At 58.4% G+C, this 14,207-nt stretch carries 11 protein-coding genes and 1 tRNA gene; 8 read left to right on the top strand and 4 right to left on the bottom strand.

Annotated elements, in window-relative coordinates:
• Window positions 1-442: 442 nt before the first annotated feature.
• The 5 genes from M1E10_RS11600 to M1E10_RS11620 all read left to right on the top strand — a co-directional run bounded on the left by M1E10_RS11600 (window position 443) and on the right by M1E10_RS11620 (window position 6,190).
• Window positions 443-757: a DUF2293 domain-containing protein gene (locus M1E10_RS11600; protein WP_499177156.1), complete on the top strand. Its 315-nt coding sequence runs from the start codon at window positions 443-445 to the stop codon at window positions 755-757.
• A 125-nt stretch (window positions 758-882) separates the two neighbouring features.
• Window positions 883-1,281, top strand: coding sequence for a cupin domain-containing protein (locus M1E10_RS11605; protein ID WP_499176505.1), 399 nt, complete (start codon window positions 883-885; stop codon window positions 1,279-1,281).
• A 938-nt stretch (window positions 1,282-2,219) separates the two neighbouring features.
• Complete coding sequence (locus M1E10_RS11610; protein WP_499176507.1) at window positions 2,220-3,353, top strand: GmrSD restriction endonuclease domain-containing protein; 1,134 nt, start codon at window positions 2,220-2,222, stop codon at window positions 3,351-3,353.
• Window positions 3,350-4,147: a HEPN domain-containing protein gene (locus M1E10_RS11615; RefSeq protein ID WP_499176509.1), complete on the top strand. Its 798-nt coding sequence runs from the start codon at window positions 3,350-3,352 to the stop codon at window positions 4,145-4,147. The genes M1E10_RS11610 and M1E10_RS11615 overlap by 4 nt, the downstream gene beginning before the upstream one ends.
• 141 nt (window positions 4,148-4,288) lie before the next feature.
• Window positions 4,289-6,190: a DUF262 domain-containing protein gene (locus M1E10_RS11620; RefSeq protein WP_499176510.1), complete on the top strand. Its 1,902-nt coding sequence runs from the start codon at window positions 4,289-4,291 to the stop codon at window positions 6,188-6,190.
• Between the two features lie 16 nt (window positions 6,191-6,206).
• On the opposite strand, the gene M1E10_RS11625 is transcribed toward M1E10_RS11620, so the two are convergent.
• From M1E10_RS11625 to M1E10_RS11635, 3 genes are all read right to left on the bottom strand, one after another.
• On the bottom strand, window positions 6,207-6,992 hold the full coding sequence (locus M1E10_RS11625) for a DUF2971 domain-containing protein (RefSeq protein ID WP_499176511.1): 786 nt from the start codon (window positions 6,990-6,992) through the stop codon (window positions 6,207-6,209).
• Between the two features lie 215 nt (window positions 6,993-7,207).
• Window positions 7,208-8,515, bottom strand: coding sequence for a hypothetical protein (locus M1E10_RS11630; RefSeq protein ID WP_499176514.1), 1,308 nt, complete (start codon window positions 8,513-8,515; stop codon window positions 7,208-7,210).
• Between the two features lie 431 nt (window positions 8,516-8,946).
• Window positions 8,947-9,020, bottom strand: a tRNA-Gln gene (locus M1E10_RS11635).
• A gap of 264 nt (window positions 9,021-9,284) precedes the next feature.
• Between M1E10_RS11635 and M1E10_RS11640 the strand changes: the two genes are divergently transcribed.
• Together M1E10_RS11640 and M1E10_RS11645 are read left to right on the top strand one after the other, a co-directional pair.
• Window positions 9,285-10,814 carry a Ppx/GppA phosphatase family protein gene (locus M1E10_RS11640; RefSeq protein ID WP_499176515.1) on the top strand — a complete coding sequence of 510 codons (1,530 nt, stop codon included), beginning with the start codon at window positions 9,285-9,287 and terminating at the stop codon, window positions 10,812-10,814.
• Window positions 10,811-11,596 carry an RlmE family RNA methyltransferase gene (locus M1E10_RS11645; protein WP_499176516.1) on the top strand — a complete coding sequence of 262 codons (786 nt, stop codon included), beginning with the start codon at window positions 10,811-10,813 and terminating at the stop codon, window positions 11,594-11,596. Before M1E10_RS11640 ends, M1E10_RS11645 begins: the two co-directional genes overlap by 4 nt.
• 8 nt (window positions 11,597-11,604) lie before the next feature.
• Here the strand turns inward: M1E10_RS11645 and M1E10_RS11650 are convergent, their stop codons facing one another.
• On the bottom strand, window positions 11,605-13,008 hold the full coding sequence (locus M1E10_RS11650) for an MFS transporter (protein WP_499176518.1): 1,404 nt from the start codon (window positions 13,006-13,008) through the stop codon (window positions 11,605-11,607).
• 246 nt (window positions 13,009-13,254) lie between these two features.
• On the opposite strand from M1E10_RS11650, the gene M1E10_RS11655 reads away from it, so the two are divergent.
• A complete protein-coding gene (locus tag M1E10_RS11655) occupies window positions 13,255-14,187 on the top strand; it encodes an MBL fold metallo-hydrolase (RefSeq protein WP_499177157.1) in 933 nt (310 codons plus the stop codon).
• The last annotated feature ends 20 nt before the right edge of the window (window positions 14,188-14,207 follow it).

The raw sequence follows: 14,207 nt of genomic DNA on the forward strand, positions 1-14,207 counted from the left end.
GGGTCCGAAATTGTCGCCCCAGAGGCCGGTAAGTTTACGTTTTTGAACGCTGAAGAAGTTGTATGTAAACTTAGTGCAACCAACCTAAGGTTGCGTAGCACGACATGGGAGGTTTGGAGCCCCCGTTCAGGTGGACCCAAAAGGCATCCCCTTCGCCGCCTCCGCCCATTCCTAGGACTTCGAGCTTCCGAACGCTCTCCATGATTCCCGGATCAGTTATGTCATACAAGTCTAGGTCGCGCTTTCTAGTCAAAGACGAACGCTGTAGATAAGTCACCTGTGGCATGGAGTCCGTATCTGAAAACAACGTACGGAGCTATCCACAGAAAGCACCACAGTAAGCGTTTGCTTACATCGGTCGCGGCGTGATTATTACTGAGGCTCCACTTGGTTGAGGAGCTGAGAAATTTCCAGGTTCACCCCAGACGCTGTCGCAGCACACATTCGAAAGCACCATCCCGGTTGCCCGGAATTTGCCGTTCAGTTCTTCGCTGAGGAGGTAGCCCGCAAAAGTTGGAAAAGGGCCACCATGGGCAAGGCGGTCGGCATTACCATGCGCAACTACCTCCGCCACAATATGACCCGCTACGAAGGCATGCTCCTTGAGGGGATTGATCGCCGCGAAGCGCGGCGTCTCGTGAACCCCCGGATCGACGCGATGCTCGCGGTCTGGCGACAACCGCCGAAGCCCTCATCAAGCCCGTCATCTGAGCGCCAAGGGGCAAGCCCCGAACAGGCGCCAACCGTCTCGCAATAGATGACCCAGAGTGCCGCCCACTGCGCCCGAGCGCATCTCACATTGTGAGTGACAACCCTCCCGCATCCCATGCGTGCGCGAGCTACAACAATGATGTTAGCAAACAACAGAAGAGGTACTTGATAATGATTGTTGAGCAGCAGACCCCGATCGCCCGCTTCATCCAGGAGCACGCTGACCGCTCGTGCTATAGCTATGAAGAGATAGCGCTCCTGTGCGGCTTCAAGACGTCTGATATGATCTATGCCTTTATGCGGGGCGAGCGGAAGGTGCCGCTCGACAAGGTAGCGCCCCTTGCTGAGGCGCTTGGATGCGACAGCGCGCAACTGTTCGTGCTGGCTTTAAAGTCATGGTTCAGCGCCGAGTTGTTCGACCAGTTGGAGGAGTGCTTCGGCGCCATGCAGGAAAACAAGGCTGAGCGCAGCTGGGTCCTTGCCCTCCGCGAGATCTTCGGAGGGGATGTTCCGGAATTGACGGTCAAGATGCGGAGCCGTCTGCGAATCCTGGCGGGGATCTCTGGCTAGTTCTCGGCATCTCAGTGCCTGGTGGTGGCGGAGGGTGCTACCCACGTCTCATCTAAGAGCCCGTGCGAGAATTCAGGAGCGGCGTCCGATCAGTCTGACGAGGGTCATTCTGGGCGGCGTAAAGGAAATCCTTGCGGACTTAGTCGTCGCTCTCGGCGGTTTGGAAGCGCTGGTTGTCCAACGACAGAAGCTCTATAAGAGGCCCCACGGCCAGTCTGTTTGCGAGACCTCATGACGAGGCGGTCATTGATCCGGGTAAAGGTTGTTCAGCCGCCACTTAACCGCGTCTGCACAACTGTGTTGAGATTAATATCGTATTGTAGCCATCACGAGGCTTCTTGACTCCCGCGACGACCGTGGCACCTTTGCCCCAGTCGGATTGGAGGATGAGTTGGGAAACGGTAGAATCACACGCGTTTCGATCTACGGTGCAGATCGCTTGTCGACCGAGCCCGGACGGTCAGTCGTAGCATCACCAGCCAAGGGTCCGTGCCACAAAACCCCGAAAATCACAAAGTCTATGAGACGACGCGAAGAGAAGGTTAAGCTCAAGAAGGCGATGAAAAAGGCTAAGTCGATGGCCGCTTTCGCGCGCTTGCTCAAACATGGGCGTATCCTTCCATCGAGGCCACCTATCGAGACGCCGGTCAAAATCGCCTCTGAACGGCAAACGCCGAATTGAATGGGAGAGGAGCCAAGTCGGCACGTACTTGGAGCGAACAATTGATGGGATATAGTGGCTCGTTACTCCCACATAAGGGCTACTGCAGATAACAAGGCGGCGTGACGCGCATGTCTAACTTTCTGTCAAAGGACGTTGGCCTACTCAAAACCCCGCTGTTTCACAACTAAGCAAATACGAGGATGCCTTCGGTCTGATCAACGGATGTAGGCAAACGTTAAGAGATTCTAGTTACTCAGTCGGCATGGAGAAGAAAATGAAGCCCGAAAGCCGATCACTGAAAGATAACCTGGATACAATTCAGCAGAAAGCTCGTGAGCGCACCGTCAAGACGCAGACGGTGGAATACGACCTCGATACGCTGGCAATACGCATCGATAGAAACTCAATCAAGCTAGATCCCGATTATCAGCGCAGACATCGTTGGCCCATCCAAAACTCGTCTCGTTTGATCGAGAGCTTGATTCTTAATATACCCATACCGGTGATCTTCATCTCTCAGGATGTTGACGTCGACGAGGAGGTTGGCGCAGAAACGTCGCGTTACACTGTCATCGACGGTCAGCAACGGCTAACAGCAATCCATGATTTTCTGCGGAATAAGTTCGCACTTGACGGCCTAGAGACGCTGCCTGAGTTGAACGGGCTGACTTACAACAGGCTTCCTCCCTTTCTCATACGTAGACTTGAGGAACGGACGATCCGATGCATGCGGATAGATTCTACGGTTGATGATCAAGTAAAGTTTGATATTTTCGAGCGATTGAATACGGGCTCTGTTAAACTTGAGGCACAGGAACTCCGGAACGCTACTGCCCGGGGCCCCTTCAACGACCTAATCAAGTCTCTAGCTCAGGATTCGGCATTCCGCTCAATCATTCAGGTGCACGAAGCGAATCCTGAAGAGAACGCCAAGGTGCAAAAAATGGAGGATGCGGAACTTGTTCTTCGGTTCTTTGCCCTCCGTGGTTCCCGCTACAAGAGCTTCAAAAGAAGTTTTAAAGAGTTTCTCACCGCCAGCCAGACTCAATTTAATAATCTCCCGAAGTCCCAATTAGACCAATGGAGCCACGAGTTTCTTGCATATATGTCTTTTCTTCAGGAGCACGCCGGGTCCGCTCCATTTGCAAAGTATCGCATAGAAGGAACAATAAGAAAACGTATGTCGACGTTCAATGCAGCTGTATTTGACGCTGTCGCTGTAGGAATTGCGGACACCTTTACACTTGATGAATTAGAAAACTCGGCGGGGAAGGTTTCTAAAAAAATCCGTAACTATGATGCGTTATTCGCCGAGAAGGAATTTTTTGCTTCGGTCTCCGGGAGCGTTAATGATGCCGCCAAGATCAACTACCGGATCAAGGCAATGATCGATCATCTGCGTGCATGAGTACAGCCCTGTTTGATCTCGCTCTTTCTCTGCCTGCGCGAGTAGCCGAGTTGCATACACTTACCAAGCATGCGTCAACGTGTGAGGTCAAAGATGAGGCGTTATATAACGCGACTTGCAGAGCAGCCTCGGTTCTTATGGCATCCCACCTCGAGAGTTTCCTCAAGGAGCTGACAAGTAGTATAACGGCCGACCTGAATTATCACCTTTCTTCATTCGATCAAATGCCCGAGGCGATGAAACGGACGTTCTGCGAGAAAATCACTTTCTATGAGGGGGTTCCGCAGCGGGAAATAGAGGATCGACTTAAACAGCTAGTTGCTTTCTTTTCGAAGAATTCTGTTCCGATTGATCTGAGGGCGTTCAGCTATAAAGAGACCTTGAATAAGAATCCAAGCTCCGCCTTCATCGATACAGCACTGGGGAAGATGGGTATTCCGAATGCGGTGAACGCAATATCCGATGGAAGATTTGAGGTGGTTTTCGATAATGATGCTCGCACCAACCACGTCCTCCTGAGGGATCTCGTCCGCTTTCGCGCTACCTTGTTCCATTTCCCCTATGCTCCTCTTCCCCTACATTACACCTTCGATTTCAAACGTAAGAAGGGGGTGGCGGTAAAGACCCTCTGGCATGACTACATTCAGAACGTGATGGACCGCCGCCATCGTGTAGCCCATGGCGACACGCTGGAGAATGAAACTACTTGGGAAACCCTGGAGAAAGATACAATGAAGCTAAATGTGCTAATGCACGGGCTTCTATTTGCATCAGCAGCCTATCTAACGCAGTGACAAAAATCAGCTTCAGCATCACGAACAGGTGGGCCTCGGCGTGCTAGCAGAGCAGATGCCCGGCCGTTCGATCAAGCGGGTGATTCTGTCAGCCATGAAAACGTTCGTAAAGTGGCACAGCTTGAACAAGGGGGAACCTGGATGGACGCGGACGATTACAGGGTGGAGGCAGTGTTCAAAGAAGAACGGCGGTTCATCGTTCCCCTGTATCAGAGGAAATACCAGTGGGCAGAGCACCGGCTTCTCCCGTTCTGGGAGGATGTCCAGGCGAAGGCAGCAGAGGTGCTTTCCGGAGAGAGCAGGTTCGAGCACTACATGGGAGCATTGATCATAGCTCCCGTTGATATCGGATCGCAGATTAGTAAGACCCCAATAGTGCAGGTCGTTGACGGACAGCAGCGCCTGACGACTTTTCAGCTCTTCCTCGTGGCGCTGAGGGAGGTGGCAAGGCGGCACGAACTGATCGACTTTATCGAACACGTGAACGGGTACCTTTTTAATAATACCAAGAGCAAGGATCTTGATCCGCTTACGAGGTTCAAACTCACACCCACACCGTCTGATCGAGAGCTCTTCCACGACCTGATGGAGATGGAGTTCGCTGCTGCCGTGACGAAGTATCGCTTTCTGTTCTGGGGAGCTAGCGTCCCTAAGAACACTCAGTTCCCTGCATTCCGAGCCTATTTTTTGTTCAACAAGTGGATCGAAGAGTTCCTGGTCAATGGGCCGAGTGAGGATGCCCCGCCGGAGGAAGAGACTGAGGACTCGGCAAGCAAGGACGATAAGATGCAGGACACAGCACTGGCTGCAGAGCGTCTTGAAGCACTCCTGAACGCTGTGCTCGAGCGACTGAAGCTGGTCGTTATCAGTCTTGGTGAGAACGACGACGCGCAAGTGATCTTTGAGACGCTGAACTCGAAGGGCGAGCCACTGCTCGCGATGGATCTGGTGCGAAACAATATCTTCCACCGGGCCGAGAAACAAGGAGCTCAGGTCGAGGAGCTTTATAGAAAACTGTGGGATCCGCTTGATGATGCGTGGTGGCGCGAGGCAGCACCAAACGCCCGCCCAACGCGACCTCGGATCGACCACTTCCTTGCTCATACTTTAGCCGCGGAAACCGGCGCCAAAATTTCAATGAGGGAGCTTTATGCTGAATACCGGGCGTTCGCTGTGCCCAAAGGCAAACCGCGGTTTCAGGAAGTCGAGGCCGAGCTTAAGCTACTAGAGCACTATTCGCCGCTCTACGAGACTCTGGAAGGTCGCAAATGCGCCGATCCGGACCTGGCATGGTTTGGCCGCAAGATGGCAGCTTGGCAGATCACTACAGTTTACCCCGTGGCGATGCAGCTAGGAGCAGACGACGTACCTAGATCATCTCGCCAGGCAGTGACGCGGCTTTTGTACTCATATGTGGTGCGGCGGGCGCTTTGTGGCCTGACCACAAAGAACCTGAACAATGTCTTTCAGGCCTTGGCAGCAAAGTTTCGGCAGGATGGCGCCTCGGTGAGCACCTTCCGGGCTTTTTTCGAGGGAAAGAGTGGAGCAAGCATCCGCTTTCCTGATGATCGGGAGCTCCGCGCGGGGGTTATCTCGGAAAATGCGTATGAAATCTCGCCTCAACCTCGCCTCGTTGACATTCTTTGGGAGCTGGAGGTGGCCTCGCGATCGAGGCTAGCGGAAAGGCATGAGCGTCCGATCGGCCTGTGGGTCGAGCATGTGCTTCCGCGGACTTGGACACAAGCATGGCCTTTTGCTGACGGTGAGTATGTTGAGCCGTACAGCCTTTCTCTCCCGGCAGTGGCGAGGAAGAAAGCTCTTGATAGTCTAGGCAACCTGACATTGATCACGGGAGGCTTGAACATATCCGCCGGCAACAAGGGATTTGTGGAGAAGAGGCAGAAGTTCGCCGAGCACACTGGTCTGTTTCTGAACAAGTGGTTCAGCGCACGGGAAAATTGGGATGAGGATGATATCAAGCAACGGAGCGAGCATTTTGCCACGCTCGCATCTTCTATCTGGCCCACCATCGACGTCCTTTAGGTCTCCCACGCCCAGCTCATAGCATATCGCCATACCGCCAATTATCTGCGTCGACGTCATAAACGTCGAGCGCGAACGACCGTGACGTCGAGGTGACTCTTCGTACGGTGAATTCTGCGCGGCTCCGTTGCACAGCAAGCGCTCTGTCAATCACCGCCCGAGGCGTCCGAGTGCCCAAGATGATCCCGGAAACTAGATTGGGATTGATCCTCTCGTAGAGGAAGGGCCTGTTCGGCGTGCCCGACCGGATGAGGCGGAACTCTACCTCATAGGCCCACTCTACAGACTTGGTGAAGAGCACGGGCTCGATCATTGCGTTGCGGGTGCCCAGGAACCAGTGGAGCTCAGGAAGCTGTGCACGATAAGACACGTCGCCGGCCATCGTGTTACCAGCCAGCGCCTCGACAGCTGGCACGATCTCTGGGTGGTAGACAAGCGCGTAGCCCTGATGGTTGCGAGCGTAATGAGCCCACATCAAGTGGCTGTCCCAGCGGCGCGCTAGGCAGAGTACGTACAGCTCACGCAGCAGACTTTGCCTAGGTACAAACGACGTGTTCCATTCAGCGCTCTCACCGGAGAATGACTCCCAGCCGCGCTCAAGTTCGTCAGCGGTCCGATCTGGTTCGTTTAACATATGCCAGTCGTAGAAAGCTTCGCGCGTCGGAGCGATGGAATTGAACTTAAACTCGAAGGGATCATTAAACTGCAGCGCCGAATTGAACTTTAATGAGCCACTTCCGACTGCTTTGTCGAGGATTTCGAGTAGTGTGGGCTCATCGCCCCCGATGAATTTATAAAGCATGGGTGTTCCAGAAGACTAAGGATGAAGGCAGGGATTCGCCGCCGAGTTCATGAGGTAGCCGCCCTGAGCAGTCGTCTCGGTATCAGGGGTAGGAGGGTGACTCCGGCAAGGCTACTCTGCACCTGGTCCTGTAGTAGGAGCCGTCTGTCACCGCTCTATTGAGCGGGACTCTGAGGGGTAGTCAATCTCTGGTGCTCGTTGGCCAGCCTTGGCGCCTACCGTAGCCGCTGTGCGGCGCGCTTGAGTTCGTCATCGGTGAACAGTCTCCGCCACGGTTCGCGTTGAACTATCGATTCGATTGCAAGATCCAGTCTGTTCATTAGCGCGAGGCGATGGAACCCGTCTGATGGTGGCGAGGCAAGTAATCTTTTAGCCGTTCCGATGGCCCCGTGATCGTGGATCATTTGAAGCATTCCAGATGGCTTGTAACCAAGCAGTTCACACTGACGGTAGGTCTCCATGAGCTGTTCGGCGAAAGCCTCCTCAGTCGGTATTGTGCCAGTATGATGAAGTTCGGTGAAGGGCGCGCTCAGTAGTTTGGCAAGTTCCGGTGCTGCTTCCCGCAGCCAAGAGACGAGGTCTTGAATGGCCAAAAGTCCAGCTTCCACAGCCGCCCGCTCCTCCGAGAAAGGGCGGGTCGGATCAACAGCTGGTGTGGCGACCCTGATCGCCAGGGACTTCCCGGCTTCTTCGGCTGTGTAATGCGTACCCGAAAGAAGGCCGCTCGATCGTAGCGCTGGGATGCTCGATCCCATTCCTTTGAACAGGACGTTTGCGTATTTCAGACCGGGCGGCGCCCCGAATTCGTGTCGAAGGGAGAGACTTGGAAGGCCATGAATCTCCAGGCCCTCAAAGATCCTCGTTATTGCCTTCGGCCCATCTGTCGAAGGCCTGACGAGGAGATCCGGCACGATTTCGGACGCAAGGAGGGCGTATGATCCGGCAAAGTCTCGCTTCTCAGGAATTGTGGCCCCCACCCATCCTGAAGCGGACCGCCTACCGCACAAGGCTTCAAGCAATTGCATACGCATTTCCAGGCGCCGCCCGACCTCCGGATCGTTGTCTTCCTGGGTCCTCTTGCGCAGAAAGCCAATGATGTCCTCAATTGCGATATCCGCGTCAAAGCAGCCGTCGTGCTTCAGCGAACTAAATCTTGCAGACGGTGCGATCAGAATCGAGGCCGCGCTTGCGGAACCTAAACGGCGCCGCAGAGACGCCAGTTCTGAAGCGTAAGCTTCAGCCTGACCAGGCTGAAATTCCGCAGTTACCTTGCTTTCTATCAGGACGCAGGCATGCATCGTTGCATCCTCGTCGAACCAACCAACGCGGACATCTGTTTGACGCCTATCGGATTCCCGAGGAGGTGACTTTTGAAGCTGAACTTTAAGCGAGGGCGGAGCAACGAACCGTTGATGCAGACGGTCAACGATCCAGCCTAGAAACTCCGGCGCCGCGTATATCTCTTCAACCAAGAAGTTGTCGAGATCGCGCTCTCTCACACGGTCACGAAAGAGTTCATCCATCGATATCATCGCCTTCTTGAATGAGCCGCCCAAGGGGCGACAAGTTTGTTCTAAGTTGCTCCCCTCCTTAGAACAAGTGCCGGACTATCACGCTTCCAGCCGCCTTTCGTCCATGATCTTGCAGTTTTCGACCATCTCTCCCGTGATATCAACAACTACACCGGCGGAGAGTTGTCCAACTCCCATGGTGGAATGCAGCATCCAGCTGACGCTGCGGGCGTTAGGGTCGAAGCTGGATCTATGCGTCTTGGCGAAGCGAGGGGAGCAGTTCTAAGCTCGCCCGCCGAACCGGACCGTAGTCCGATCGGATGGGATCCGGACAGTTCAGCACGAGTGGCGGATCAAGGGCCGGAAATCTGCCCCGGAGGACTGTTCCGGCATAGGAACTCAAGAACCTAGTAACCAGTTGATTTTTATTCATAAAAGGGGATTGGCTGGGGAACCTGGATTCGAACCAGGACTAACGGAGTCAGAGTCCGTGGGTCTACCGTTAACCTATTCCCCAAGACCGTCTTGGCGCGTGGCGCCGGTCGGTGTGGGCGGCTTATAACCAAAGCGCCGGCCGATGCAAATAGGTTTTTTGAAAAAAAATCGGTGGCCGCCTGGTGGTTCGCGCCCGCCTTGCCCGGTGGGTCGCGCCCGCCTTGCATGGGCGGCCAGCGAAAAAGCCGTTGGCGAAAGCCGCCGCCGCTGTTATTCTGTTGTCAACGTAACGATAGACGCCAGCTGCATGCTCCAGGGCTTTGCGCGGCGAGATGGACATAAACTGATGGACCCCGATAGCGGCGGAAAGCCGCCAGAAGGCGGGGCATCTGTTGCAGGTCGCGGCGAGGGGAGGTCTTCCCGCCGCCGCAAGGCGAAGCGCAGGGGCAAGAACCTCAACGCGGCGCCTTCCGTGCATGGCGGGACAGCAGAGGATGCTGGCCCGGCCGAACGGCCCGCAACAGACGACGCCCTCAATCCGACGCGAAAGCGCAAGCGCCGCCGTGCGCGATCCGCCTCGTCCGCCAAGGCGGACGCCCACGGCGTGACCGCGACGGCCGTGCCGACGACTGCGCCGGCAGCCGCGGGAGACGCGGCCGGACCCGGCAAGCCCAAGAAGCGCCGCAAGAAGAACCGCGGCGGTCGTGGGCTTCAGGGTCGACCGCTGGCGCAGGTACGCGCCGAACCCGCCTATGCGCCTCGCCCGGCATCGGCAGGCCAGGCCGCATCCGTCGCCATGGCAAACGGTGTCGGCCGCATCGCCCCCGAAGCACCGCGCATCTTCCGCGATGATTTCTATGCCGCACTCGATCTCGGCACCAACAACTGCCGCCTGCTGATCGCGCAGCCGACGCGTCCCGGCCAGTTCCGGGTCGTCGATGCGTTCTCGCGCATCGTGCGCCTCGGCGAGGGGCTGGCGGCCAGCGGCCGGCTGTCGAACGAGGCGATGGACCGCGCCGTCGATGCGCTCAAGGTCTGCGCCGCTAAGCTCTCCACCCGGCCGATCCGCAAGATGCGCCTGATCGCCACCGAGGCCTGCCGCGCAGCCGACAACGGCGAGGAATTCCTCTCCCGCGTCGTGCGCGAAACCGGCCTTGATCTCGAAATCATCGACCGCGAGACGGAGGCGCGCCTTGCGGTTTCCGGCTGCTCCTCGCTGGTCGGGCGCGAGGCACGATCCGTGGTGCTCTTCGATATCGGCGGCGGCTCTTCGGAGATTGCCGTCATCCGCATCGACAGCAACCGTTCCAACCGTCTTGCCAACCACATCACTCACTGGACATCGCTGCCGGTCGGCGTCGTCACCCTGTCGGAACGCCATGGCGGTCGCGATGTGACGCCGCAGGTCTTCGAGGCCATGGTCATCGAGGTGGAGGGAATGCTGTCAGGCTTCCACTGCCCGCCGGTGCTGGCGCCGCAGGGAGGGCTCGACGATTTCCACCTGATCGGCACCTCCGGCACGGTCACCACGCTGGCGGGTGTCCATCTCGACCTGCCGCGGTATGATCGCCGCAAGGTGGATGGTCTTTGGCTGTCGGACGCCGAGGTCACGGCCATGCAGGCAAAGCTCCTGTCCTGGGGCTTTGCCGACCGCGCCGCCAACCCTTGTATCGGTCCGGACCGCGCCGACCTGGTGCTGGCCGGCTGCGCCATCCTGGAGGCGATCCGGCGGCGCTGGCCCAGCCAGCGGATGCGGGTCGCCGATCGCGGACTGCGCGAGGGCATCCTGACGGACATGATGGCGGATGACGGCGCCTGGAGGCGATCGCGCCCCCGCCGCACCGAACAAGAGCGCGACGAAGGAGCACGCCGATGACCAAACCTCCGGTCGGCAGCAATCGCACGGGCCGCAAGCTCGGCCAGAAGGTCAAGAAGGGCAAGCTGAAGGCGTCGTCGCGGCGCTGGATCGAGCGCCATATCAACGACCCCTATGTCCAGCGGGCAAAGCTCGAGGGCTACCGCGCCCGCGCCGCCTTCAAGCTTCTCGAGATTGACGAGAAGCACCAGATCCTGAAAGGGGCCCGGCGCATCATCGATCTGGGGGCAGCACCCGGCAGCTGGTCGCAGATCGCCGCCAAGGTGACGGGGTCGACGGACGATGACGTGCGGGTCGCCGCCATCGACTTCCTGGAGATGGCGCCGCTCGCCGGCGTGAAGATCCTGCAGCTCGACTTCCTCGATGACGAAGCGCCGCGCCTGCTTCTGGAAGGCATCGGCGGCGAGCCCGATCTCGTCCTCTCCGACATGGCGGCCCCCACCACCGGCCACCAGAAGACCGACCACCTTCGCACCATGCATCTCTGCGAGGTCGCGGCCTATTTCGCCGTGGAAGTGCTGAAGGAGGGTGGCCATTTTCTTGCCAAGACCTTCCAGGGCGGCACCGAGCGAGATCTCCTCAACATGCTGAAGGCGAACTTCCGGCAGGTGATCCACATCAAGCCGGGCGCCTCGCGGTCGGAGTCGGTCGAGATGTTCCTGCTCGCCAAGCACTTCAAGGGCCGCAGGGCCGGTGCCGGGCCAGAAGCTGATGTCGATGCCGAGGACATTGATCCCCGTGAATTTGCTGAAGCGGATGCCGAAGAGGGCATCCGCGACTGATCCGATGGCTACTGCGCCGCGTCGGTTTCCACCGCGGCGCGTCCATGGCCCGAGACCGCCGATCCGGCGTCCCGACGAAGGCCGAGCAACGGCACGACCGCAAACAGCGACACGCCCCCGACAATGAAGAAGGCCAGGTGGAAGTCCGCCAGCTGCAGGTGCGAGCCGGACAGCACCGACGAGGCTTCGAGGATGAAGGCGGCGAAGGCAACGCCCAGTGCCAGGCTGACCTGCTGAAGCACGGAGGAGATCGACGTCGCCTGGCTCGCCTGCGCGTCCTCGATCTCCGAATAGCTCAGCGCATTGCTGCCGGTGAAGAAGAACGACCGGCAAAGCCCCGACATCAGCAGGAAGGCGATGATCAGCGCATGTGAGGTCTCCGGCGTAAAGAAGCCGTTGACCACGGTGGTCGCCGCACCCAGCAGACCGGCGGCGATCAGCGTCACCTTGAAGCCGGTGGCGGCAAACACGCGGCGGGCGACAAATTTCACCATCAGCGCACCGAGTGCCCCGGCAAAGGTGATCATGCCCGACTGGAACGGATTGAGACCGAAGGCGAGCTGCAGCATCAGCGGCATCAGGAAGGGGATGGCGCCGGTGGAGATGCGGAAGATCGTCCCGCTGAGCGTTGCTGCGCGAAAGGCCTCGTTGCGGAAGAGCGACAGGCCGAGGATGGGCGAGGGGTGGCGTCTCTGGTGCCCGATGTAGAGGAAGCCGCAGAGGATGCCGATGGCCGTCGCGCTGATGCCGAAGGCCGGCGGCAGGGCAGGCAGGCTCACCACCGAGAGACCGAACACCGTTCCGGCGGCGGCCATGGCGATCAGGAAGAAGCCCAGCCAGTCGATCGGCGGCGGCTGCACGGTATCGACCTTGGGCAGATAGATTCCGGACAGCCAGATGCCGAGAAAGCCGATCGGCACGTTGATGATGAAGATCCAGTGCCAGGTGAAATAGGTGGTGATGAAGCCGCCAATGGGCGGGCCGGTGAGCGGCCCGATGAGGGCCGGGATGGTCAGCAGCGCCATGGCCGAGACGAGGTCGCTGCGTTTCGTCGTCCGCAACAGCAGGAGCCGGCCGACGGGTGTCATCATCGCGCCGCCCATGCCCTGCAGGAACCGCGACAGGACGAATTGCACCAGCGTTCCGGAGATGGCGCAGGAGATCGATCCGATGATGAAGACCAGGATCGCCAGCCGGAAGATTTTCTTGGCGCCGAACCGGTCCGCCATCCAGCCGCTGATCGGGATGAAGATCGCCAAGGCCACCATGTAGGAGGTCAGCGCCAGCTTCAGCGTGATCGGCCCGACTTCGAGGTCGGCGGCAATGGCCGGCAGCGCCGTCGCGATCACGGTGGAATCCATCTGCTCCATGAACAGGGCGACGGCGAGGATGAGGGGAACGATGCGGTTCATCAATCAGGCACGACTGGCGGAAGGGAGGCCCTGTGTAGTCCCATCCACCCGATTCGCCAACGCCTTTGCCCTTGCCGCTGAAACGGGAATCACGTCTGCGTGACAGGCAGTTCCCACGCGCGTCATGGCCTTTATCTAAGCACGCACTGTCGGGATCGGCAGAACCTTATCATCTTCGGGGAGAGAGTCATGACGATGCCATCGATGGGACGACGTGCGCTTTTGGGAACCGCCGGCATGGGCATGATGGCCGCGCCGGCGCTCTTGAAGGGCGAAGCGCGTGCACAGGGAACCGAACGTCTGGAGATCAATCGAGCGATGCCGCCGGAAACCGACCGTTTTGACGTGGGAAGCTTTGGAGTTCTCGTGGTGAAGGATGGGTCGCGCCCTTCGGGTGCGCCGAACGAAACCTTCGGCACCGACCAGTCCGCGGAGACGGTTGGCGAGCTTCTCGAGGCAAACTTCCTGCCGACGGACCAGTTCGTCAACAGTTTTGCGCCGACGGTCGTCAACACCGGAAGCGACGTGGTCCTGTTCGATACCGGCATGGGACCGGGCGGACGCGCCCAGGGAATGGGACGCCTGATCGAGGGGTTGACCGCCGGCGGCTATACGCCGGAAGACGTCACCGTGGTCGTCCTCACCCACCTGCATGGTGACCACATCGGCGGCCTCATGGAGGACGGCGGCCCGGCCTTCCCGAACGCCCGCTACGTGACCGGCCAGGTCGAATATGATTTCTGGACGGACACCGCACGGGAAGGGACACCGGCCGAGAACGGGCACAAGTCGGTTCTCGAGAAGGTCAAGCCGCTCGCCGACAAGATGACCTTCATCGGCGATGGCGCCGAGGTGGTGTCGGGCATCACCGGCATGGCCGCCTTCGGTCATAGCCCCGGACACATGATCTTCAACGTCGAATCCGACGGACGTCGCCTGATCCTCGCCGCCGATACGGCCAACCACTACGTCCTGTCGCTGCAGCGCCCCGACTGGGAAGTGCGTTTCGATATGGACAAGGCGGCCGCGGCTGCCACCCGCAAGAGGGTCTTCGACATGATCGCAACGGATCGGGTCGCCTTCCTCGGCTACCACATGCCCTTCCCCTCGGTCGGCTATGCGGAAAAGCTCGACACCGGCTACCGCTTCGTGCCGAAGTCCTACCAGTTCGAGATCTGACCGGTTTGGGCCTGAGCTAC

It is taken from the genome of Rhizobium sp. PK7-22 (assembly GCF_056530405.1).

Bases quoted from the DNA above. Each gene is read 5' to 3' on its own strand.
- M1E10_RS11615 (WP_499176509.1), top strand. From the start codon at position 3,350: ATGAGTACAGCCCTGTTTGATCTCGCTCTTTCTCTGCCTGCGCGAGTA.
- M1E10_RS11645 (WP_499176516.1), top strand. From the start codon at position 10,811: ATGACCAAACCTCCGGTCGGCAGCAATCGCACGGGCCGCAAGCTCGGC.
- M1E10_RS11630 (WP_499176514.1), bottom strand. From the start codon at position 8,515: ATGGATGAACTCTTTCGTGACCGTGTGAGAGAGCGCGATCTCGACAAC.
- M1E10_RS11625 (WP_499176511.1), bottom strand. From the start codon at position 6,992: ATGCTTTATAAATTCATCGGGGGCGATGAGCCCACACTACTCGAAATC.
- M1E10_RS11655 (WP_499177157.1), top strand. From the start codon at position 13,255: ATGGCCGCGCCGGCGCTCTTGAAGGGCGAAGCGCGTGCACAGGGAACC.
- M1E10_RS11650 (WP_499176518.1), bottom strand. From the start codon at position 13,008: ATGAACCGCATCGTTCCCCTCATCCTCGCCGTCGCCCTGTTCATGGAG.
- M1E10_RS11620 (WP_499176510.1), top strand. From the start codon at position 4,289: ATGGACGCGGACGATTACAGGGTGGAGGCAGTGTTCAAAGAAGAACGG.
- M1E10_RS11605 (WP_499176505.1), top strand. From the start codon at position 883: ATGATTGTTGAGCAGCAGACCCCGATCGCCCGCTTCATCCAGGAGCAC.
- M1E10_RS11610 (WP_499176507.1), top strand. From the start codon at position 2,220: ATGAAGCCCGAAAGCCGATCACTGAAAGATAACCTGGATACAATTCAG.
- M1E10_RS11640 (WP_499176515.1), top strand. From the start codon at position 9,285: ATGGACCCCGATAGCGGCGGAAAGCCGCCAGAAGGCGGGGCATCTGTT.